This window comes from Enterobacter cloacae, assembly GCF_011078175.1.
In the GTDB taxonomy this organism is placed as follows: Bacteria; Pseudomonadota; Gammaproteobacteria; order Enterobacterales; family Enterobacteriaceae; genus Enterobacter; species Enterobacter cloacae_Q.
This window is the reverse complement of sequence record NZ_JAALCJ010000002.1, coordinates 403,104-425,294: the sequence shown is the minus strand read 5'-3', so window position 1 is coordinate 425,294 and position 22,191 is coordinate 403,104. Positions and strand designations below refer to the sequence as shown.

The window sequence follows — 22,191 nt, the reverse complement described above, 5'->3', positions numbered from 1 at the left end:
GCATTCTCTTTTATCGGTTTACTCTTTACATGGGGGTAAGCGCCGTCGCTTCAACTCAACCCTGCAAAATTTTGTCCATCATCCGCCCCGGCAGCAGGCGTTTCAACCAGCCAACGGCATGGGTCACCAGCGTGACCGGATAGCGCATTTTAGGGGCATCGCTCTCAAACGCGTGGCGCACTTTGGCAACGACGGCTTCTGGCCCAAGCGTAAAACGCGCCGCTATTCCGGGATTTTCGACCGGTTTGTCCGCCTGCGTCTGGTTAACGTTTTCCGTGAACCGGGTGCGGATGGGGCCGGGCTCAATCAGGCTGACCTTAATACCGCTGTGGCGCAGCTCCATGCGCAACGCATCGGACCAGGCTTCAAGCGCATATTTACTGGCAGCGTAAGCCCCGCGGCCCGGCGTGGAGATCAGGCCCATGACCGAGGAGGTCATCACGATGCGACCTTCGCCGTGCGGCAGCATGGCGGGGAGAAGGCGCATGGTAAGCTGATGCGCCCCGAAAAAGTTAGCGGAGAACTGCTGCTCCAGCTGTTCACGTGAGAGGGTCTGTAGCGGGCCGTACACGCCGTATCCCGCATTGTTGAACAGACCGTAAAGACGGTTGTTGGTCAGGGCGATAACTTCATCGGCTGCTTGCTCAACGCTCTCTTGAGAATCGAGATCCAGCAGAATGCCGGTAAATCCCAGCCCACGCATGCGTTCGACATCCTCGGGTTTGCGGCAGGCTGCCAGCACCCAAAACCCCTGACGCTTCAGTTCAAGGGCGCTTTCAAGGCCAATTCCGCTGGAACATCCTGTTATTAAGACCGATTTTTGCATAACTTTACCTGTCAGGTTCTCAGCTGTTTGACGAGTCATGTTTTACTAAAGGAGCCAGCCGGGTTGCCATCCAGTCGGCAATGAACGGCTGGGCATCGCGATTGGGGTGAATGCCATCATCCTGCATCCACTGGGGTTTCAGATAGACCTCTTCCATGAAAAATGGCAGCAGCGGAATATCAAACTCTTTGGCAAGCTTAGGATAGATCGCGCTAAACGCCTCATTATACCGACGGCCGTAGTTAGCGGGCAGGCGAATTTGCATCAGCAGCGGCTGGGCGTTGGCGGCCTTAATGGTCTGCAAAATGGTCCGCAGCGTTTGCTCCGTTTGCTGAGGCTGGAAGCCGCGCAAACCATCATTGCCGCCGAGTTCGACCAGCACCCAACGCGGTTGATGCTGCTTAAGCAGGGCAGGCAGGCGCGATAAGCCTTGCTGCGACGTATCGCCGCTGATGCTGCCGTTCACGACAGACGCCCGGGACTGCCATTTATCATTGAGCAGGGCGGGCCAGGCCGCACTGGCGGCCATACGATAGCCCGCGCTCAGGCTATCGCCCAGAATCAATAACGTGTCCGCAGCCGCCGCGCGGAAGGTCATCAGCATCAAAAACAGGAAGGGCAAATGCCAGCGGAAAACAGTGTTGAAGTTCATCGTCTTAAGAAGTCCGTCGGTCAGGGAGAACACGAGCTTTCCATCCTCACCGGAGTTGAACTCGTTGTCAAACGTGCCGAAACCATCGCCCTGATTGGTGAATCCGGCTCCGGTAAGTCCACGCTGCTGGCCATTCTCGCCGGTCTGGACGATGGCAGTAGTGGAGAAGTGAACCTGGTCGGCCAGCCCCTCCACGCGCTTGATGAAGAGGCCCGCGCCGCGCTGCGTGCCCGGCATATCGGGTTTGTCTTTCAGTCCTTCATGCTGATCCCGACGCTGAACGCGCTGGAAAACGTTGAGTTGCCCGGCCTGTTGCGCGGTGAAAATACCCGTGAAAGCCGCGATCACGCGAAGGCCTTACTGGAACAGCTGGGGCTGGGAAAACGCCTCGATCACCTGCCGGCGCAGCTTTCCGGTGGTGAGCAGCAGCGCGTGGCGCTGGCCCGGGCGTTTAACGGACGCCCGGAAGTGCTGTTTGCCGATGAGCCAACGGGCAACCTCGATCGTAAAACCGGAGATAAAATTGCCGATCTGCTGTTTTCCCTCAACCGCGAGCACGGGACCACGCTGATTCTGGTCACCCACGACCCGCAGCTGGCCGCCCGCTGCGACCGTCGCCTGCGGCTGGTGAACGGTATTCTTCAGGAGGAAGCATGATTACCCGCTGGTTCTGGCGCGAATGGCGCTCGCCCTCGCTGCTGATTGTCTGGCTGGCGTTGAGCCTGGCGGTGGCCTGCGTGCTGGCGCTCGGCAGCGTCAGCGATCGTATGGAGAAAGGGCTTAGCCAGCAGAGTCGGGAATTTATGGCCGGGGACCGGGCTCTGCAAAGTTCTCGCCCCGTGCCGCCGGGCTGGATTGAGGAAGCGCGCAAAGAGGGGCTGAAGGTAGGGGAGCAGATTACCTTTCAGACCATGACCTTTGCGGGCGACACGCCGCAGCTTGCCAGCGTAAAAGCCGTGGATGACATCTACCCGATGTACGGCGATTTACAAACCAGCCCGCCGGGGCTAAAACCGACGCCCGGCACGGTGCTGCTGGCATCGCGTTTGATGGCGCTTCTGAACCTGAAACCCGGCGATAGCATCGATGTCGGCGACGCCACACTGAAAATTGCCGGGGAAGTGGTGCAGGAGCCCGACGCCGGATTTAATCCGTTCCAGCTTGCGCCGCGCCTGCTGGTGAACACCGCTGATGTGGCGAAAACCAACGCCGTCCAGCCCGGAAGCCGTGTCACCTGGCGCTATAAGTTTGGCGGTACGCCAGCGCAGCTGGAGGCGTATGAAAAATGGCTTCTGCCGCAGCTCAAGCCTGAACACCGCTGGTACGGGCTGGAGCAGGATGACGGGGCGCTCGGCAAATCCCTCGAGCGCTCCCAGCAGTTCCTGCTGCTGTCGGCGCTGTTAACCCTGCTGCTTGCCATTGCAGCGGTTGCCGTGGCGATGGGGCACTACTGCCGCAGCCGTTACGATCTGGTGGCGATCCTCAAAACCCTCGGTGCGGGTCGGGCACAGCTGCGCAAGCTGATTGTCGGCCAGTGGCTGATGGTGCTGGCGCTCTCGGCCATCACCGGCGGGGCGATAGGGGTGCTGTTTGAAAAGCTGTTGATGGTGTTGCTTAAATCGGTCCTGCCCGCCGCGCTGCCGCCTGCCAGCCTCTGGCCGTGGCTGTGGGCCATTGGCGCGATGACCACGATCTCCCTGCTGGTGGGTTTACGCCCGTACCGGCTGCTGCTCGCCACCCAGCCGCTGCGCGTGCTGCGCCACGACGTGGTGGCCAACGTCTGGCCAATGAAGTTCTACCTGCCGGTGATTATTGCAGTGGCGGTCGGACTGCTGGTCTGGCTAATGGGCGGCAGTACGCTGCTGTGGGCGGTGCTGGCGGGCGCGGTGGTGCTGGCGCTGCTGTGCGGCGTAGTGGGCTGGATACTGCTTAATGTCCTGAAAAAGCTGACCGTTAAATCACTCCCCATACGGTTAGCGGTTAACCGACTGCTGCATCAGCCGTGGTCCACGCTCAGCCAGCTTTCGGCGTTTTCTCTGTCGTTTATGCTGCTGGCGCTCCTGCTGGTGCTGCGCGGGGATCTGCTGGATCGCTGGCAGCAGCAGCTTCCGCCGGAAAGCCCGAACTATTTCCTGATCAACATCGCGCCGGAGCAGGTGACGCCGCTGAAGGGCTTCCTATCCGAGCATCACATCATTCCCGAGTCGTTCTATCCGATCGTGCGTGCCCGCCTGACACAGATCAACGGCCAGTCGACGGAGGGGAATAAGGATGAATCGCTCAACCGTGAGCTGAACCTGACCTGGCAGGAGAAGCGTCCAGACCATAATCCGATCGTCGCCGGCACCTGGCCGCCGAAAGCGGGGGAAGTGTCGATGGAGGAGGGGCTGGCGAAGCGCCTGAACGTGGACCTGGGGGACAGCGTGACCTTTACCGGCGACACGCAGGATTTCAGCGCCAGGGTGACCAGCCTGCGCAAGGTGGACTGGGAAAGCCTGCGGCCAAACTTCTTCTTCATCTTCCCGCCGGGCGCGCTGGACGGACAGCCCCAGAGCTGGCTGACCAGCTTCCGCTGGGAAAACGGCAACGGCATGCTGACGCAGCTTAACCGGGAGTTCCCGACGGTGAGCCTGCTGGATATTGGCGCGATCCTTAAACAGGTGGGACAGGTGCTGGAGCAGGTGAGCCGCGCGCTGGAGGTGATGGTGGTACTGGTGACGATCTGCGGCATATTGTTGCTGCTGGCGCAGGTGCAGGTCGGTATGCGGCAGCGACATCAGGAGCTGGTGGTCTACCGCACGCTGGGTGCCAGTAAACGGCTGCTGCGCGCTACGCTGTGGAGCGAATTTGCCCTGCTCGGACTGGTGGCGGGCCTTGTGGCGGCCATCGGGGCAGAAACCGCGCTGGCGGTACTCCAGTCTAAAGTCTTCGACTTCCCGTGGGAGCCTGACTGGCGGCTGTGGTTAACGTTGCCCGTCTGCGGCGCCGTGCTGCTATCCCTGTGCGGCGGCTGGCTCGGCACCCGGCTGTTGAAAGGTAAAGCGCTGTTCCGCCAGTTTGTCAGCTAGTTTACTGACGTGATGATGACGCACCGGCATTTCTGCTGGTGTGTCATCGCTTAACGGCACAAATCGTTAATGCCCCTGCATTTAGTAGCACAAAACATTAAAAACCCGCCCACACAGCCAGAATTTTTCCGGTTAATATTCACCAGCTAAATATTTAGCAGCGTGTCTATCAAGGAAAAAGAATGACTATAAGAAAAACAGCGCTGGCGACAACGATCGGCGCAGCAGTGGCATTGGCTTCTTTCGCATCTCAGGCGGAAATCACCCTTCTGAAACAGGATCCCCAGGCGGGTAACCCGCTGAGCCGTCTGAACTTCACCGTTGGCGGCAGCATCCGTCCTCAGTTCCAGAACATGACCGGCGATGACGGCAAAAACGGCTACAAGCGTAACGGCTTTGACGGCGGTACCCGCTTCCGTTTCGCGGCAGACTACTACCTGTTCGATGACATCAGCTGGATCACTTACTACGAGCTGGGTGTGAATATTCCGGCGCAGTTTAACTGGGATAACCACTACGCCGACGGCGCGCACGACACCTCACGTCGTATGCTCTACACCGGCCTGAAGAGCGACACCTGGGGTACGCTGACCTTCGGCCAGCAGAACAGCGTGTACTATGATGTAGTGGGCGCGAAAACCGATATCTGGGACTACGACATGATCGGCCAGGCACCGGGTAACGGGATCAACGGCGACTACGACGGCTCTTACCGTTCACGCCAGATGCTGAAGTACAAGAAAACCGTGGGCGATGCGGATATCTATGCCTCTTACCTGTTTGAAGACAGCGAATACCTGCCGGGCAACGGCCTGCGCTACAAGCGTAAAGGCGGCGGCTCGCTGGGTATCGATTACCACCTGACCACCGATCTGACCTGGGGCGCAGCGTGGAACTACACCCGCGCCGACATGCGTAACCCGGACAACGGCGACAGCAAATCTTACGACCAGAACATCCTTGGTACCGCCCTGAGCTGGACCCCGGATAACTGGACCTTCTCCGCGGGCGGCGGCTGGTATCAGAACTTCCTGACCACCAAAAAAGTGTCCGTTAACGACTACTTCGCCGGTGATGCATGGGGTATTGAATACTTTGCGGGTTACACGTTCCCGGTTGGTCAGTATGCGGTGAAATCCATCCAGCCTTACTTCATGGGCGACCGTATTGAGTACGTGAATGGCCGTAACTACCAGCGCATCGACAACGGTGTGGGTATCAGCTTCCAGCTGGATTACGGTTTCCGCGTGGATTACGAACATGTGTTCACCTCCAGCACCGACAACCTGGGCGACATGAACCTGGTGCGTCTGCGTTACGACTTCTAAGTTGTCATGTAGGGTGCGGCCTGATGCCCTCACCCTGACCCTCTCCCACGTGGAGAGGGAAAAAACATTAAAAACGGCAACCCAGGTTGCCGTTTTGCTTTTACCTCGCCACCCGGCTTTTTTCAGCGATCAAGCCACTCGGCAATTTCTGTGAACGTCCCGCGAAAAACAATCTTCTCCGCTTTCTTCTCCAGCTGATAGCCGTACATCGGGTCGTAATAGTCCTTAAGCAGCGGCACAAGCCAGCTGAAGTGCGCGTCAGTGCTGCCAGTACGCTGTTGCTCGACAAGCGCGTCATCCAGCAGGGCGGTAAATTCCGCGAAGCGTTGTAGCCCCAGACGGCGACGAATGGCGTACAGGCCGTGATGCAGATATTCGCTATACGCTTTCCAGCCCACTTCCTCGCCGTAGGCAGCAGAAAAATCGGCCCACATATGGTCGAAATATTCTTCGCGCAGGCGCTCAAGGCGGACTTCAAAGGGGTCTTCGACGACAACGACAGGGGCGTCAATCATGCGGTCGCGCAGGCACTCCGGCAGGTGGTTAGAGCCAATCATCCGGCCCTCGTCTTCAAGCACCCAGCGCGCGGCGTCTTTTTTCAATAGCTCAACCGCAAGGTGATTCTCGAAGCTCGCCTGAGAAAGCTGCGGGGTGAGCGTTCGACCAAACGACGAGCCGCGATGGTGCGCCAGCCCTTCCAGATCAATGCCCTGCGCATGCTGCTTCACCAGCAGCGTTTTACCGTTTCCGGTGCAGCCGCCGATAAGCACCATCGGTTTTTGTGACTGCTCAATGGTCACCTGAATCGCCGTCTGGCGCAGGGCCTTATAGCCGCCGCGGATCAGCGGGTAATCGACGCCCGCCTCTTTCAGCCAGGCCTGGGAGATGTGTGAGCGCTGGCCGCCCCGCGCGCAGCAAAGGTAGCCATCAGGATGGTTAAGGCAGGCTTCCCGCCAGGCTTTGATGCGCGCCTCTCGCGTCTCGCCGTTAACCAGGCTATGGCCGAGCGCCAGCGCGGCGTCCGGACCCTGGCGTTTATAGCAGGTGCCAACGGCGGCACGCTCGTCGTCGTTCATTAAGGGCAGGTTGAGTGCGGCGGGCATCGCACCCTGGGCAAATTCGATCGGCGCGCGAACGTCGATTAAAGGGGTATCGGACGCGAGGATCGCGCGATAGTCCGTTCCATCGTTCATGGTGATTCCAGAAGAAAACTGAGCAGCAATGGGCGGGGATTGTACGCCGGGGAAGGGGAAGGTCAACTCCCCGGCGGGGGATACTTACTTCAGTTTTGACTGCGCCCAGACAATGCCGCTCGCGTATTCTGGCGGCAGCAGGGGAACAATCGCTTCCAGCGTAGCGCTCAGGCGGTCCGTGTCGGTATCGTTCAGGTTCAGGTGGCCGACCTTACGCCCCGGACGCACCTCTTTGTCGTACCAGTGCAGGTGCACCAGCGGCAGCTTCAGCCAGTTGTAGTTCAGATCGGTGCCGATCAGGTTGATCATCACCGACGGGCTGTTCACCACCGGCTGCGGCAGCGGCAGATCGGTGATGGCGCGCAGGTGCAGCTCGAACTGGCTGATGGAGGCGCCGTTTTGCGTCCAGTGGCCGCTGTTGTGCACGCGCGGCGCAAGTTCGTTGATCAGCAGACCCGACGGCGTGACGAAACACTCCATCGCCATCACGCCCACATAACCCAGTTCGTGCATAATGGCAGAGAGCATCTCTTCCGCCTGCGCCTGCTGGTCAGCATTGGCCTGCGGGAAGGCGACGCTGGTGCGCAGAATGCCGTCCTGATGCAGGTTATGCGTCAGGGGGTAAAACACCGTGCGGCCATCGTGCGCGCGTGCGCCCACCAGCGACACTTCACCGCTGAAGTTAATGCCCTGCTCAACGATGCACTCGCCGTAACAGTCCTCCGGCAGTTCGGCGGTGTCGTTCGCCCGCAGACGCCACTGCCCGCGACCGTCATAGCCGCCGACGCGACGCTTTACGATCGCCAGTTCGCCCAGCATCGCGAACACGTCATCCCACTCGCTTTTATCAGAGAGCAATTGCCACGGCGCGGTCGCCAGCCCAAGCTTATCAAACAGCTGCTTCTGCGTGAGGCGGTCGGCAATGACCGGGAATACGTCGCGGTTCACAAAGGCGTTATGGCGCGCCAGCTCGCGGGTCAGGGCAGTTTCCGGCCAACGTTCAATTTCGGCGGTGATCACGCTCTGGTGGAACGGCACGGCTTCCGGCTCGGCATCGAGTCCGACGGGCCAGACGGCAATACCCAGCGGCTCACCGGCCTGACGTAGCATGCGGCCAAGCTGACCATTACCAAGCACGCAAACCTGCTTCATGCTGCACCTCGCGGATCCGGGTTATCCAGCACCTCGTCGGTCTGGGCTTTACGCCACTCCGTCAGACGCTGATGTAAGTCTTTATCGTGCGTCGCCAGGATCTGCGCGGCCAGCAGGGCGGCATTTGCAGCCCCCGCTTTACCAATCGCCAGCGTACCGACGGGAATACCGCGCGGCATCTGGACGATGGAGTAAAGGCTATCCACCCCGCTTAACGCGGCGCTTTGCACGGGGACGCCCAAAACTGGCACCAGCGTTTTGGCGGCAATCATGCCCGGCAGATGTGCTGCGCCGCCCGCACCGGCAACGATCACCTCGTAACCATTTTCTTCTGCGCTTTCGGCGAAGCTGAACAGTTTGTCCGGCGTGCGGTGCGCGGAAACCACTTCAACGTGGTGCGGAACATTCAGGATGTCAAAGATTTCGGCGGCGAACTGCATGGTAGCCCAGTCGCTTTTGGACCCCATCACGATGGCGACACGCGCCGGATTATTGCGGGAAGACATGCGTCTTAAAACTCCTGTGGTGCGGAACACACTGCTTTCGAGGGCACAGAGAATAGCATGTAATACCGGCAAGGAAAACGGTTGCGTGGTTGGGAAATGGGCGAAAAGGCGGGGAGGCGTTAAAACGGGAAGGCGATCAGTTCAACGCCTTCCGGCGTGACTTTGACCATCGATCCTTCGCTGTGCCAGGCGCCTAAAACCACGCGATGGGCGGGCCCGCCGTTGGCGATAAGGGAGTGCACGTCCGGGCGATGGGTATGGCCGTGGATCAGCCACTGAACGCGATGCTTCTCCATCACCTTCACCACTGCCTGCGGGTTGACGTCCATAATGGTCATCGATTTGCTGCTGTTGGCGGCCTTGCTGCCTGCACGCATTCTGGCGGCGATGCGGTTGCGGAAAAACAGCGGCAGGGCGAGGAACACTTTCTGGATCCACGGGGTGTGGACTTTGGCGCGAAACGCCAGATAGCCAGTATCGTCGGTACAGAGCGTGTCGCCGTGCATGATCAGCACCTTGCGACCGTAGAGATCGAGCACCTGCTCTTCCGGCAGCAACGTCATGCCGCTCTCGCGGGCGTAGCGCTGGCCGATCAGGAAATCACGGTTGCCGTGAATGAAATAGCAGGGGACGCCGGAATCCACCAGCGCGTGAATGGCGGCTGCCATTTCACGGTGCAGCGGGTTCGGGTCGTCGTCGCCAATCCAGGCCTCAAACAGGTCGCCCAGAATGTACAGCGCATCGGCGCTTTTCGCTTCACCGCGTAAAAAACGCAGAAAACCGGCGGTTATCGCCGGTTCTTCTGTTTGCAGATGCAGATCCGCAATAAAGAGTGTCGCCACGAATTACTCGCTGACGGTCACGCTTGTAATTACAACGTCTTCTTTAGGAACGTCCTGGTGCATACCGCTGCGGCCAGTAGAAACGGCTTTGATCTTGTCGACCACGTCCATACCTTCAACCACCTCTGCGAATACGCAGTAGCCCCAGCCTTGCAGGCTTTCGCCAGAGAAGTTCAGGAAGTCGTTGTCCGCTACGTTGATGAAGAACTGTGCGGTTGCAGAGTGTGGCGCCTGAGTACGGGCCATTGCCAGCGTACCACGGGTGTTTTTCAGGCCGTTGTTCGCTTCGTTTTTGATCGCTTCTTTGGTTTCTTTCTGGCGCATGCCAGGCTCGAAACCGCCGCCCTGGATCATAAAGCCGTTGATCACACGGTGGAAAATAGTGTTGTTGTAGAAACCTTCGCGGCAGTAGTCCAGGAAGTTTTTAACTGTTTCAGGCGCTTTATCATCAAAGGTTTTGATTACGATATCGCCATGATTAGTGTGGAAAGTAACCATTTTTGCATCCTGTTCCGTTATTGTGGTGCGTCGACCCATGCTCGGGTCACATATAGGGGCTTGTTATAGCATAACCACAGGACACGATCACCTTGCATTGTGTGCTGACCGTGCTCCCAATTATGGGTATTATAAGGAACAAACAATCCACACACGTGTTTACATGGAATCTTCGATGTTAAAAATCTTTAATACAATGACGCGCCAAAAAGAGGAATTTAAACCTATCCATGCCGGGGAAGTCGGCATGTACGTGTGTGGTATTACGGTTTACGATCTCTGTCATATCGGCCATGGTCGTACCTTTGTCGCGTTCGACGTGGTGTCACGCTACCTGCGCTTCCTGGGCTATAACCTGAAGTACGTGCGCAACATTACCGACATCGACGATAAAATCATCAAGCGCGCTAATGAAAACGGCGAAAGCTTCGTCGCGCTGGTGGATCGCATGATCGCTGAAATGCACAAGGATTTTGACGCCTTAAATATTTTGCGTCCGGACAGCGAGCCGCGCGCAACCCACCACATCCATGAAATCATCGAGCTCACCGGAAAGCTGATCGAACGCGGCCACGCCTATGTGGCGGACAACGGCGACGTGATGTTCTCGGTGCCGACGGACCCAACCTACGGTGCGCTTTCCCGCCAGGATCTGGAGCAGCTCCAGGCCGGTGCGCGCGTGGACGTGGTTGACGTGAAGCGTAATCCGATGGACTTCGTGCTGTGGAAAATGTCCAAAGCGGGCGAGCCGAGCTGGCCATCTCCGTGGGGCGAAGGGCGTCCGGGCTGGCACATTGAATGTTCAGCGATGAACTGCAAGCAGTTGGGCAACCATTTCGACATTCACGGCGGCGGTTCGGACCTGATGTTCCCACACCATGAAAACGAAATCGCGCAGTCCACCTGTGCACACGGCGGCGAGTACGTGAACTACTGGATGCACTCCGGGATGGTGATGGTTGACCGCGAGAAGATGTCGAAATCGCTGGGTAACTTCTTCACCGTGCGCGACGTGCTGAAGTATTACGACGCGGAAACCGTGCGCTACTTCCTGATGTCTGGTCACTATCGCAGCCAGCTGAACTACAGCGAAGAGAACCTGAAGCAGGCGCGTGCTGCGCTGGAGCGTCTGTATACCGCATTACGCGGCACCGACAGGTCTGTTCCGGCCACAGGCGGCGAGGCGTTCGAAGCCCGCTTCGTTGAGGTCATGAACGACGACTTCAACACGCCGGAAGCCTACTCCGTGCTGTTCGACATGGCGCGTGAGGTGAATCGCCTGAAGTCAGAAGATATGGCGGCGGCGAATGCACTGGCGTCTCATCTGCGTAAGCTCTCTTCCGTGCTCGGCCTGCTGGAGCAGGAGCCGGACGTGTTCCTGCAAAGCGGAGCGCAGGCGGACGACGGCGAAGTGGCGGAAATTGAAGCACTGATTAAAGCGCGTCTGGAAGCGCGTCAGGCGAAAGACTGGGCGGCGGCGGATGCGGCGCGTAACCGTCTGACCGAGATGGGCATTATTCTGGAAGATGGCCCTCAGGGAACCACCTGGCGCCGTAAGTAATTTCCCCCCTCACCCTAACCCTCTCCCTAAGGGAGAGGGGATCGTTCGGTTTTCTCCCTCTCCCCGTGGGAGAGGGCTGGGGTGAGGGCATCAGCGCGCACGCTTCCACCACAACATCCCCATCAGCACAGCCCCCGGCAGCCACGCCCACAGCAGTTCCGGAATAATGACCTGATGCCCGTACGGGGTGGCATACCTAACCCTCTCAGGGGATCGTTCGGTTTTCTCCCTCTCCCCGTGGGAGAGGGCTGGGGTGAGGGCATCAGCGCGCACGCTTCCACCACAACGTCCCCATCAGCACAGCCCCCGGCAGCCACACCCACAGCAGTTCCGAGATAATGACCTGATGCCCGTACGGGGTGGTATAGCGCGACAGTGCAAACGGCGCGACCTGAATCACCTGCCACGGCGCAAAGAAGCGCTCATCTGACCAGGGCCACAGCCAGCCGACGCCTTTCCCGCCGGTGGTGATCGAATCCAGCAGGCTGTGCGACAGCAATGACACGGTTAAAAACAGCCAGCAGCGCGTCAGGCTGGCCCTGAACCATCGTCGGCCAGCCAGCATGCAGAGTATCGGCACCACCAGGGCAAACAGTAGCGAATGAGTGAAACCGCGGTGGCCGAAAATATTCCCGTAGGCGACACCGAATTTAAACGCCAGCACGTCGGCATCGGGCAGCATGGCGAGGACGATCCCGGCAAACAGCAGACGGGGTGGAATGACTTTGGTTCCGAGCCCTAAGCCCAGACACAGAGGTACGGCAGCGTGGGTGATAACGGTAGGCATTGCATTTATCCATGGCAAATCATGGGAATATAGCAGCAGATCCGCCGCAGCAAACCTGTGCTAAATTCTGATTTTACGCCGATTCCCGCGCGATAAGCTGCCCGGAGAGGGTAATGCGCTGCGTTTGCAGATCCGGATCTTTCAGCCTGCGGATCATCAGCCCTGCCGCCTGGCGCCCGGTCTCTTCGCTGGCAGATGAAACGTAAGTCAGTGACGGCGACGTGAGATTAACGTGGAGCATATCTTCAAAACCAATCAGCGCCACCTGCTGGGTTAAAAACACGTCTTTACCTACCGTGCGCCCTACCTGATGAATTCCCGAGAACGAACCGATCATAGCGTCCGGTGAATGGCAGAGCAGGGCGGTAATCGTATTGTTCTTCTCCAGCAGCTGACGAGTCGCCATGGCCGCCGCCTGCGTGTCATCGGTGCAGGCGGGAGAATATTCCTCACGCCAGACCAGGCCGTTCTGCGTCATCGCGCTGCGAAAACCAAGCAGGCGCTGTTCGCGGATACGGCACCCGTCGCGCCCGCCAATGTAAGCGATGTTGCGGTGTCCGCGCTCGATAAGATAACGCGCGGCCAGGTTCGCCGCCTGGCGGTTATCGCGCATTACCAGGTTGCATTTCTCTTCCAGCAATGACTGCGAAACCGCCACAAGCGGCAGCGGACAGTGACGAATGCGTTCCGGGAGAAAAGCGGCGCGGGTGTCCGACGCCAGGTAGATGACGCCCGCCACGCCCTGCTGCTTAAACGAGAGCAGAGTCCGTTCAAGATGTTCGCCGTCGTTCAGCGGCTGACCGAGAAAAACCATATAACCCTGCTTCTCCAGCTCCTGAACGATGCTCGCCATCACCTTGATGGAAAAGCTGTCGCTGAAGTCGCGCAGGATCAGGCCGATTAAGTTGGAGGTGTTGGCGCGAAGATTGGCAGCGGCGACGTTATGAACATAGCCCAGCGTTGTGATGGCGGCATTGACCTTCCCGATTGTCGCCTCTGAGATCTTCCCTTTCTGGCGCAGCACCAGCGACACGGTAGAGACCGACACGCCCGCATGCTTTGCGACATCAATAATGCTGACTTTCTTCAAAACCGCTCCCTGAAATTTCCCGATTATCATCCAGATAAGAGGCGTCCCCAGCGTACAGGAGACGCCTCCTTCAGGCATCTTATTATTTGCCAATCATCGTGGACATGGTCTGGGCGATAAACTGTGCTCTGGCCCCGAAAATCACCTGTATTCCGTTATCGCCAACGAACACCACGCCGCGCGCGCCAAGCCCGTTCAGCCCGTCCCGGTCCACCGCTTCGCTCTTCGTCACTTCCAGACGCAGGCGGGTGATGCAGGAGCCGACGGAATCAATGTTCTGCGCACCGCCAAGCAGGCCGATGATTTCGGTGGCAAGTTCGGAATCAGACTTGTCATTCGCGCTGGCGGTCACTTCGGTGCGGCCCGGCGTCTTCACGTCGAAGCGACGGATCACGAAGCGGAAGGTGAAGTAGTAGATCAACGCCATCGGAATGCCGATGATAATGGCGCTCAGGAAGTTGGTTTGATAGCCGTTAAACGACGGCAGGATCCCGAACGACAGGTAGTCGATAAAGCCCGCCGAGAACGATTTGGCGATATGCGCGTGCAGCAGGTACATGGTCATATAGGCCAGACCCGCCATGATGGCGTTGAAGACGTACAAAATCGGGGCCACGAAGATAAAGGTGAACTCCACCGGTTCGGTAATTCCCGTCAGGAAACAGGTCAGCGCCGCAGAGAAGAGAATACCGGCCGCGATTTTCTTATTTTTGGTGTGCGCTTCGTGGTACATCGCCAGGCACGCCGCGGGCAGCGCGAACAGCATCAGCGGGAACTCGCCCTGCATGAACTTACCGGCGTTCTGGTAGGTGTCGCTGCTGAAGGATTTCACCCCCTCTTCCAGCATCTTGAACCAGATGGTCTGGTCGCCGTGGATCACCTGACCCGCCTGGGTAGTGTAATCCCCGAACGAATACCAGAAGGAGGGATACCAGATGTGGTGCAGGCCGAGCGGGATTAACGCGCGCTCCACCAGGCCGAAGATAAAGGTCGAGGCCGCCTGATTGTCGCCGTTCACTACCACGGACAGGGCGTCGATCCCGGACTGAATATGCTGCCAGACGTACGGCAGCAGAAGGCCGAGGAGGAACGACAGAAACGCCGTCGCAATCGCGACAAAACGCTTACCGGAGAAGAAGCCGAGGAACTCCGGCAGCTGCATGGTGTGGAAGCGGTTGTAGCACCAGGCCGCAAGAATACCGCAGATCAGGCCCCCAAAGACGCCCATTTGCAGCGTCGGAATACCCACGACCATGGCGTATTTCCCGCCCTGAGAGGCCATTTCCGGCGTAATGCTCAATACGGTGCTAATTGTAATGTTGGTGACAAACACCGACACCGCCGCCGAGAGCGCAGCAATACCGGACTCCGAAGCCAGACCGACGGCAGAGCCGATAGCGAACAGCATCGGCAGGTTATCAAAGATAACCCCGCCGGCGTTCATCATCAGCGGCAGATGGAATTTATCGCCGAAGGCCAGCAGCAGGCCCGCAGCGGGAAGCAGTGAAATTGGCAGCATTAAGGCGCGACCAATCATCGATAACTTAGACAGCGATTTCACAAACCCTGATATCAGACTCATGCTGATTTCCCCCGAGTAGCGCTTTTTTAGCGCCGTTATTGTAAGTAGAACGTTTTAGTAGAACGTTCTACTTATCGTGAAGAAAGTCTGAAAATCGCGCAACTTAAATTTCACATTTCGCCAGAGGGGATAGTGATTATTTGAAGTTGATCGATAATTAACCGCTATAGATGTGGGGATTTTTTATCCCCTCTCCCTGTGGGAGAGGGTAGGGTGGGGGCAACAAACGGCTTACGCCGTCACGGTCACGCTCTGACCTGCAAAACTCACGGTCTGGCCTGCAACAATTTTGCAGCGCTTGCGGGTTTCCACCGCGCCGTCTACTTTCACCTGCCCGTCGGCGATAACGATTTTCGCCTGCGCGCCGCTTTCGCTCCAGCCTTCCAGCTTCAGCAGATCGCACAGCTCAACGTGCGGGTGTTTACCTAAAGAAAAAGTTGCCATGATTACGCGTCCTCTACGTCGTGATACTCCTCGCATGCCTGCAAGGTATTCTGAATCAGTGTTGCTACCGTCATCGGGCCTACGCCACCCGGAACCGGCGTAATATAGGAAGCCCGCGCCGCAGCATCTTCATACACCACGTCGCCGACCACTTTGCCGTTTTCCAGGCGGTTAATCCCCACGTCCACGACGATTGCGCCCTCTTTGATCCACTCGCCCGGAATAAAGCCCGGCTTGCCGACCGCAACGATCAGCAGATCGGCGTTTTCGACGTGGTGACGCAGGTTTTTGGTGAAGCGGTGGGTGACGGTAGTGGTGCAGCCCGCCAGCAGCAGCTCCATGCTCATGGGGCGGCCCACGATGTTGGAGGCGCCAATCACCACGGCGTTAAGGCCGTAGGTATCGATGTTATAACGCTCCAGCAGCGTCACGATGCCGCGCGGGGTGCACGGACGCAGGCGCGGCGCGCGCTGGCACAGGCGGCCTACGTTATACGGATGGAAACCGTCAACGTCTTTGTCCGGTGCGATGCGCTCCAGCACCTTCACGTTGTCAATGCCCGCAGGCAGCGGCAGCTGAACCAGGATGCCGTCAATTTCTTTATCGGCATTCAGGGTGTCGATCAGTTCCAGCAGTTCTGCTTCGCTGGTGGTTTCCGGCAGATCGTAAGAGCGGGAGACGAACCCCACCTCTTCGCATGCTTTGCGCTTGCTGCCGACATAAATTTGCGAAGCCGGGTTGCTGCCAACCAGTACAACGGCCAGCCCTGGCGCGCGAAATCCTGCGGCTTTACGCGCCTTCACTTTTTCCGCAACCTCAGAGCGCACCTGCTGCGCAATCGTTTTACCGTCAATAATCTTTGCTGCCATCAGAGAGAAGATTCCGTCTGTAACGTTAGAAAGGGGGGATTGCCTGTATTTTGTCAGAAGCGAGCGCCGCTGTCAGTCACCCTTTACGAGATTTCATCGCTGGCCCGCAAAACCCCTTCTCATGGCATGGTCAATTTCTTAGAGGGGATTAGGATGTGACCTGGCAAAATGGCAGCGTTTTGACATATTATAAAATTGTTTCCTGAGCTACTTTGTCCTCTCCGAAATAAGCCTTCAATTTTTTAATTGAACGTATTTCTTATTCCCGAATATGCGCGGGAAGGGTTATTTACATTTTAAAGGAATAGACATGAAACTCAGCAACATTGCTTCTACTGTTATTGCAACTCTGGCCCTGGTCGCGGGTGCCGCTCACGCAGAAGATCCGGTAGCGCCTGTATCTGTAAACGGTGGTACGGTGCATTTTAAAGGTGAATTAGTGAATGCCGCGTGTTCAGTAAATACTGACTCTTCTGAGCAGACGGTTAATCTCGGCCAGTATCGTACCGCGAAATTCACGAAAGTGGGCGACACGACCTCCAATATTCCGTTCACCATCGAACTGAACGACTGCGATCCTGCGGTAGCGAAAACCGCTGCTGTCGCGTTTACCGGCCAGATCGACGCAACCGATAAAACCCTGCTGGCGGTAAGTTCCGGTAACAACGACAACTCCGCGAAGGGCGTGGGCATTGAGATCCTCGACAGCAAATCCACCACGCTGACTCCGGATGGCGCCACGTTCTCTGCCGCGCAGAGTTTGATTGAAGGGACTAACACCCTGAACTTCACCGCGCGCTATAAAGCCACGGCGGCGACCACCGAGCCAGGCCAGGCAAACGCGGACGCCACATTCGTTATGAAATACGAGTAATGCCTGAGTACAGGGATGTGGCTGGCCTCAGGGAAGAGGTCTTTTAATCGCTTATACCGGGAGCGAAGGATGACAAGGACTGGGATACTGCTGTGCGCCCTTGCGATTGCCCCAGCGGTAAACGCACATACCGTTGTGATTGACGGCGGCAAAGTACACCTCAGGGGAGAGCTGGTTAACGGCGGCTGCGCCGTGGCCCCGGACAGCCAGAATATGCGCGTGGAGATGGGGCAATACCGCACAAACGCCTTTTCCGGCGTCGGCAGCTTTTCCACGGTTAATGTGCCTTTCACCGTACGTCTGCTGGATTGCAGCGTGGACGTCTCCCGCACCGTGGGGATCCAGTTCCAGGGAGTGACACCGGCAGAAGACCCGCAGGTTTTCCTGGCGACATCGCGGCCGGGAGAAAACGCGGTCAGCAGTGGCGTCGGGCTGGCGCTTTTTGACGAACAGCAACGTCAGATCGTCCCGAACGCGACGGCGATGAGCTGGTTGCCCATTAACACCCGCGAGCTGGCATTTCATTTCAGCGCCCGCTACCGGGCAATATCCGAACACCTTGTACCAGGCGCTCTTCAGTCGAATGTCTGGTTTACGTTGATTTATCCCTGACGCCTGCGAACTAATTATTAAAGGTACGGTTGTGATGAACACCCTGATTAAACCTGGACTGTTTTTAACTTTTATTTTGATGATGATTTCTGCCAGCGCGAATGCGTCCGGCGGAATTGCGCTGGGCGCGACGCGCGTTATTTATCCGGCCGATGCAAAACAAACGTCGCTGGCGATCACTAACAGCAATAAACAAGAGCGCTATTTAATTAACGCATGGATTGAAAATGCTAACGGGCAAAAGGAAAAAACCTTTGCGGTCACCCCGCCGCTGTTTGTCAGCGAGCCGGCCAGTGAAAACACCCTGCGCATTATTTACGCAGGCCCGGCGCTGCCTGCCGATCGCGAATCGCTCTTTTACATGAACGTCAAGGCGATTCCCTCCGTCAGCAAAAAGCATCAGGACGGCAACAACGTCCTCCAACTGGCCATTCTCTCACGCATCAAGCTCTTTGTTCGCCCGGCTAACCTGGCGATGCCGCCGGAAGAGGCGCTCTCACAGCTGCACTTTGAACGCGTCGGCAACCATCTTAAGGTGAGCAATGCCTCACCGTATTACGTCACGCTGGTCAATCTGAAGCTCGGTGGTCAGACGCTGGATAACCTGATGGTTGCTCCTAAAAGCTCGGCGCAGCAGATACTGCCCACCGCAGCGAGCGGCACGCTCTCCTGGCAGAGTGTGAACGACTATGGCGCCATTACGCCGGCGCGTAGCGTCAGCCTGTGAGCAGAGACAGGGCGATGAACACTCAATGGCGTTACTGCCCGGTTGCGCTGGCGCTGATGGCAACGCTCTGGCCACACGCTGGCTGGGGCGAAAGCTACTTTAACCCGGCGTTTCTCTCCGATGACACGGCGAACGTGGCGGATTTGTCGCGTTTTGAAAAAGGCCACCAGCAGGCACAGGGCGTCTATCGCGTCGATATCTGGCGTAACGATGAGTTCATCGGCACACAGGATGTGCGGTTTGAACAAGCCGACAACACGCCGCCGGTTGCGGGCGGTTTATCGCCGTGCATTACGCGCGGGATGCTCGATCGCTTTGGCGTCAATATCGCCGCCTTCCCGGAATTGAGCAACGTGCAGGGCGATACCTGCGTTCCGCTCACCACGGCTATTCCCGGCAGCGAAACGGCGTTCAACTTCGCCTCGTTGCGCCTCAACGTCAGCCTGCCTCAGGTGGCGATGCAAAACAGCGCCCGGGGATATATTCCGCCTGAACAGTGGGATGAAGGCATCCCCGCCGCGCTGCTAAACTACAGCTTTACCGGCAACCGGGGCAGCGACGACGACAGCTACTATCTGAACCTGCAAAGCGGGTTGAACTATGGCGCCTGGCGATTACGCAATAACGGCGCGTGGCGTTATACCGAAAGCAACGGCCAGCGGCACAGCAGCTGGCAAAATATTGGTACCTGGGCGCAGCGTACGATCATCCCGCTGAAAAGCGAGCTGGTGCTTGGCGACAGCAACACCGGTAACGATGTCTTCGACAGCGTCGGTTTTCGCGGTGGCCGCCTCTATTCGTCCGACAGCATGTACCCGGACAGTCTGCAAGGCTACGCGCCTACCGTGCGCGGAATCGCCCGCACCCCCGCCAAAGTGGTGATCCGCCAGAATGGATACGTGATCTACCAGAGCTATGTGCAGCCGGGGGCTTTTGCAATAACTGACCTTAACCCGACCTCCTCAAGCGGTGACCTGGAGGTAACGGTGGAAGAGAAGGACGGCAGCCAGCAGCGCTATACCGTCCCGTATTCCACCGTTCCGCTGCTCCAGCGTGAAGGACGCTGGAAATACGATCTGGTGGCAGGGGACTATCGCAGCGGCAACAGCGAGCAGGACACGCCGTTCTTTACTCAGGGTACGATGATTGCGGGCCTTGCCGACGGCTATACGCTGTACGGCGGAACGCAGCTGGCCTCGCGGTATACCGCCATCGCCATTGGCGCGGGTAAAAACCTCGGCGACTGGGGGGCGGTCTCGCTTGACCTCACCCATGCCCGCAGCCAGCTTGCCGATGACAGCCGCCATGAAGGACAGTCCCTGCGGTTCCTGTACGCCAAATCCCTTAATGGATTTGGCACTAACTTCCAGCTGCTGGGCTATCGCTACTCCACCAAAGGTTTCTACACCCTCGACGATGTGGCCTGGCGCACAATGGAAGGCTACCAGTACGGCGACGATCAGGATGATGACGGCGTGCCGGACGTGCAGAGTTATCACAACCTGACGCTGAATAAAAAAGGGCGTTTCCAGCTCAATATCTCCCAGTCTCTTGGTGATTACGGTTCGCTGTACGTATCAGGTAGTCAACAGAGCTACTGGGGAACCAGCGAGTCCAACGTCTGGTACCAGCTCGGCTATGCGGGCGGGATGAAAGGGATCAGTTACTCCTTATCCTGGTCGTGGAACAAGGCCGTCGGCATTGACGGAACTGACCGGATTGCCTCGTTCAACGTCTCCGTCCCGTTCAGCCTGTTCACCCGTCACGGCTACCGTCGCGACAGCGCGATCGACCGGGCCTATGCCACGGCCTCTGCCAGCCGTAACAGCGACGGTGATACCAGCTGGCAGACCGGGATCAGCGGAACGCTGCTCAAGGATCGTAACCTGAACTACAGCGTCACGCAGGGCCACACCAGCAATAACGGTGCCAGCGGCAGCGCCAGCGCCAACTGGCAGGCAACGTACGGCACGCTGGGCGTGGGCTACAACTACACGCGGGATCAGCACGACCTCAACTGGCAGCTTTCCGGCGGCGTGGTAGGGCATTCAGACGGCGTCACGTTCAGTCAGCCGCTGGGCGATACCAACGTCTTGATCAAAGCGCCGGGCGCGTCGGGCGTGAGCGTCGAAAACCAGACCGGCGTCAAAACAGACTGGCGTGGCTATGCGGTGATGCCGTACGCCACGGTGTACCGCTACAACCGCGTGGCGCTCGATACCAACACCATGAGCAACAGCACCGACATTGAAAATAACGTTTCCAGCGTCGTACCGACGAATGGTGCGCTGGTGCGCGCCAGTTTTGACACCCGCATCGGCGTGCGTGCGCTGCTCACCGTTAAGCGTGATAACCAGCCTGTACCGTTTGGGGCGGTGGTGCGTGAGACGCAGAGCGGCGTAACCAGCATGGTGGGAGATGACGGTCAGATTTACCTGAGCGGGCTGCCGCTGAGCGGAGAACTGCTGATTCAGTGGGGAGACGGGAAACAGTCCCAGTGTCGTGCGCCCTACAACCTGCCAGAACAAAGCCTGCAACAGGCGATCACACTTAAGGGGATCCGCTGTGAATAAAATCCATTATCTGGGGCTATCCCTGCTGGCGTTTTTGCCGCTATCTGAGGCGTTCGCCACGGTCTGCGTCAATGAAAATGGCGTGCCGACGGAGGTGTATTACGACCTGACGGATAAATTCAACAGTTCCAATAACCAGGTGGGGCAGGTTGTCACGCTCACTGAGAAGTCCCAGTGGGTAGGCGTCAATGCCGTTTGTCCCAGGGGAACGTCCGGGAACACCACCAAGCGCAGCTATGTTACCGATTTCCCGGTCACGGGCACCAGCGATGGCTACCAGTATCTGAAGCTAAACGACTATCTGGACGGGGCGATGAAAATCACCGACAGCTACGCTGGCACGTTTTATCCGCCCAAAAAATACATTCAGATGGGGAGCCACCCGAACGTGTCTAAAAACAAACCGTTTGGCGTACAGGATTCCAGCCTCGTCTTCCGGCTTAAAGTGACCCGACGCTTTATCAATATGGTGGTGATCCCCCGGGCGACCATGTTCCGGGTTTACGTCACCACGACCTCCTCGGATCCACTCACCACGCCGGTTTATACTATCAGCTACAGCGGGACCATTCAGGTGCCTCAGAGCTGTGAGATTAATGCCGGGAGTGTGGTGGAGTTCGATTTCGGAGACATCGGCGCCTCCCTGTTCAGTAAAGCGGGCATCGGGAACAAACCGGAAGGTGTCTCTGCGCAAAGCAAAACCATCGGCATAAAATGCACCAACGTTGAGGCGAACGCCATGCTCACGATGCGCGTTGAAGCGGAGAAGGTTTCAGGTAGCACGCTGGTCTCCGATAACGCGGATGTGGGCTTTGTGATTGCCAACAGTCATGGCGTACCGCTGACGCCGAACAACCTGACCAGCAAAATCCCGTTCCGTCTGGACGACAGCGCTCAGGCGCAGGTGGGGATCCGCGCGTGGCCCGTCAGCGTGACCGGTAAAAAACCTGCCGAGGGGCGTTTTACCTCGCGCGGCTATTTACGCGTCGACTACGACTAAGGAGCAG

21 protein-coding genes and 1 pseudogene are annotated in these 22,191 nt (G+C 58.0%); 9 read left to right on the top strand and 13 right to left on the bottom strand.

Annotated features, from left to right (window positions below):
- Nucleotides 1-55: 55 nt before the first annotated feature.
- Nucleotides 56-865: an SDR family oxidoreductase gene (locus G6Q29_RS06230; protein ID WP_165464943.1), complete on the bottom strand. Its 810-nt coding sequence runs from the start codon at nt 863-865 to the stop codon at nt 56-58.
- Nucleotides 846-1,478 (bottom strand): multifunctional acyl-CoA thioesterase I/protease I/lysophospholipase L1, encoded by a 633-nt coding sequence (tesA, locus tag G6Q29_RS06225; protein WP_165464942.1) that lies wholly within the window; start codon nt 1,476-1,478, stop codon nt 846-848. The genes G6Q29_RS06230 and tesA overlap by 20 nt, the downstream gene beginning before the upstream one ends.
- Between tesA and ybbA the strand changes: the two genes are divergently transcribed.
- The 3 genes from ybbA (at nt 1,449) to G6Q29_RS06210 (ending at nt 5,874) form a co-directional block, all read left to right on the top strand.
- A complete protein-coding gene (gene ybbA, locus G6Q29_RS06220) occupies nt 1,449-2,135 on the top strand; it encodes a putative ABC transporter ATP-binding protein YbbA (protein ID WP_165464941.1) in 687 nt (228 codons plus the stop codon). The genes tesA and ybbA overlap by 30 nt on opposite strands.
- Complete coding sequence (ybbP, locus tag G6Q29_RS06215) at nt 2,132-4,546, top strand: putative ABC transporter permease subunit YbbP (RefSeq protein ID WP_165464940.1); 2,415 nt, start codon at nt 2,132-2,134, stop codon at nt 4,544-4,546. The genes ybbA and ybbP overlap by 4 nt, the downstream gene beginning before the upstream one ends.
- 182 nt (nt 4,547-4,728) lie before the next feature.
- Nucleotides 4,729-5,874 (top strand): porin, encoded by a 1,146-nt coding sequence (locus G6Q29_RS06210; protein WP_165464939.1) that lies wholly within the window; start codon nt 4,729-4,731, stop codon nt 5,872-5,874.
- Nucleotides 5,875-5,996: 122 nt separating this feature from the next.
- On the opposite strand, the gene mnmH is transcribed toward G6Q29_RS06210, so the two are convergent.
- From mnmH to ppiB, 5 genes are all read right to left on the bottom strand, one after another.
- A complete protein-coding gene (gene mnmH / locus G6Q29_RS06205; RefSeq protein WP_165464938.1) occupies nt 5,997-7,067 on the bottom strand; it encodes a tRNA 2-selenouridine(34) synthase MnmH in 1,071 nt (356 codons plus the stop codon).
- A gap of 84 nt (nt 7,068-7,151) precedes the next feature.
- On the bottom strand, nt 7,152-8,219 hold the full coding sequence (purK, locus tag G6Q29_RS06200; protein ID WP_165464937.1) for a 5-(carboxyamino)imidazole ribonucleotide synthase: 1,068 nt from the start codon (nt 8,217-8,219) through the stop codon (nt 7,152-7,154).
- Nucleotides 8,216-8,725, bottom strand: a complete 510-nt coding sequence (purE, locus tag G6Q29_RS06195) for a 5-(carboxyamino)imidazole ribonucleotide mutase (protein ID WP_165464936.1) — start codon at nt 8,723-8,725, stop codon at nt 8,216-8,218. The genes purK and purE overlap by 4 nt, the downstream gene beginning before the upstream one ends.
- A 119-nt stretch (nt 8,726-8,844) precedes the next feature.
- Nucleotides 8,845-9,567 carry a UDP-2,3-diacylglucosamine diphosphatase gene (lpxH, locus tag G6Q29_RS06190; protein ID WP_165464935.1) on the bottom strand — a complete coding sequence of 241 codons (723 nt, stop codon included), beginning with the start codon at nt 9,565-9,567 and terminating at the stop codon, nt 8,845-8,847.
- 3 nt (nt 9,568-9,570) lie between these two features.
- Nucleotides 9,571-10,065: a peptidylprolyl isomerase B gene (gene ppiB, locus G6Q29_RS06185; RefSeq protein ID WP_000256009.1), complete on the bottom strand. Its 495-nt coding sequence runs from the start codon at nt 10,063-10,065 to the stop codon at nt 9,571-9,573.
- Between the two features lie 175 nt (nt 10,066-10,240).
- On the opposite strand from ppiB, the gene cysS reads away from it, so the two are divergent.
- Nucleotides 10,241-11,626: a cysteine--tRNA ligase gene (gene cysS, locus G6Q29_RS06180; RefSeq protein WP_165464934.1), complete on the top strand. Its 1,386-nt coding sequence runs from the start codon at nt 10,241-10,243 to the stop codon at nt 11,624-11,626.
- Between the two features lie 90 nt (nt 11,627-11,716).
- Here cysS and G6Q29_RS21685 read toward each other — a convergent pair.
- The 6 genes and pseudogenes from G6Q29_RS21685 to folD all read right to left on the bottom strand — a co-directional run.
- A pseudogene (locus tag G6Q29_RS21685) lies at nt 11,717-11,824 on the bottom strand (metal-dependent hydrolase); the annotation flags it as partial.
- Between the two features lie 64 nt (nt 11,825-11,888).
- The gene (locus tag G6Q29_RS06175) at nt 11,889-12,413 is read right to left on the bottom strand and encodes a metal-dependent hydrolase (protein WP_165464933.1); all 525 of its coding nucleotides are present in this window, start codon (nt 12,411-12,413) and stop codon (nt 11,889-11,891) included.
- A 73-nt stretch (nt 12,414-12,486) separates the two neighbouring features.
- Entirely contained in the window at nt 12,487-13,503 is a 1,017-nt protein-coding gene (gene malI / locus G6Q29_RS06170; protein WP_165464932.1) for a Mal regulon transcriptional regulator MalI, read from the bottom strand.
- Between the two features lie 82 nt (nt 13,504-13,585).
- The gene (locus G6Q29_RS06165; protein WP_165464931.1) at nt 13,586-15,085 is read right to left on the bottom strand and encodes a PTS transporter subunit EIIC; all 1,500 of its coding nucleotides are present in this window, start codon (nt 15,083-15,085) and stop codon (nt 13,586-13,588) included.
- 231 nt (nt 15,086-15,316) lie between these two features.
- A complete protein-coding gene (gene ybcJ / locus G6Q29_RS06160; RefSeq protein ID WP_017694378.1) occupies nt 15,317-15,529 on the bottom strand; it encodes a ribosome-associated protein YbcJ in 213 nt (70 codons plus the stop codon).
- Between the two features lie 2 nt (nt 15,530-15,531).
- Nucleotides 15,532-16,398 carry a bifunctional methylenetetrahydrofolate dehydrogenase/methenyltetrahydrofolate cyclohydrolase FolD gene (folD, locus tag G6Q29_RS06155; protein ID WP_006809817.1) on the bottom strand — a complete coding sequence of 289 codons (867 nt, stop codon included), beginning with the start codon at nt 16,396-16,398 and terminating at the stop codon, nt 15,532-15,534.
- A 310-nt stretch (nt 16,399-16,708) separates the two neighbouring features.
- On the opposite strand from folD, the gene fimA reads away from it, so the two are divergent.
- The 5 genes from fimA (at nt 16,709) to fimH (ending at nt 22,184) form a co-directional block, all read left to right on the top strand.
- Nucleotides 16,709-17,272: a type 1 fimbrial major subunit FimA gene (gene fimA, locus G6Q29_RS06150; RefSeq protein WP_165464930.1), complete on the top strand. Its 564-nt coding sequence runs from the start codon at nt 16,709-16,711 to the stop codon at nt 17,270-17,272.
- A gap of 69 nt (nt 17,273-17,341) precedes the next feature.
- Complete coding sequence (gene fimI / locus G6Q29_RS06145; RefSeq protein WP_165464929.1) at nt 17,342-17,884, top strand: type 1 fimbrial protein subunit FimI; 543 nt, start codon at nt 17,342-17,344, stop codon at nt 17,882-17,884.
- Nucleotides 17,885-17,918: 34 nt separating this feature from the next.
- Complete coding sequence (fimC, locus tag G6Q29_RS06140) at nt 17,919-18,611, top strand: type 1 fimbria chaperone FimC (RefSeq protein ID WP_165464928.1); 693 nt, start codon at nt 17,919-17,921, stop codon at nt 18,609-18,611.
- 14 nt (nt 18,612-18,625) lie between these two features.
- The gene (locus tag G6Q29_RS06135; RefSeq protein WP_165464927.1) at nt 18,626-21,184 is read left to right on the top strand and encodes a fimbrial biogenesis usher protein; all 2,559 of its coding nucleotides are present in this window, start codon (nt 18,626-18,628) and stop codon (nt 21,182-21,184) included.
- On the top strand, nt 21,177-22,184 hold the full coding sequence (gene fimH / locus G6Q29_RS06130; protein ID WP_165464926.1) for a type 1 fimbria D-mannose specific adhesin FimH: 1,008 nt from the start codon (nt 21,177-21,179) through the stop codon (nt 22,182-22,184). Before G6Q29_RS06135 ends, fimH begins: the two co-directional genes overlap by 8 nt.
- Nucleotides 22,185-22,191: the final 7 nt, after the last annotated feature.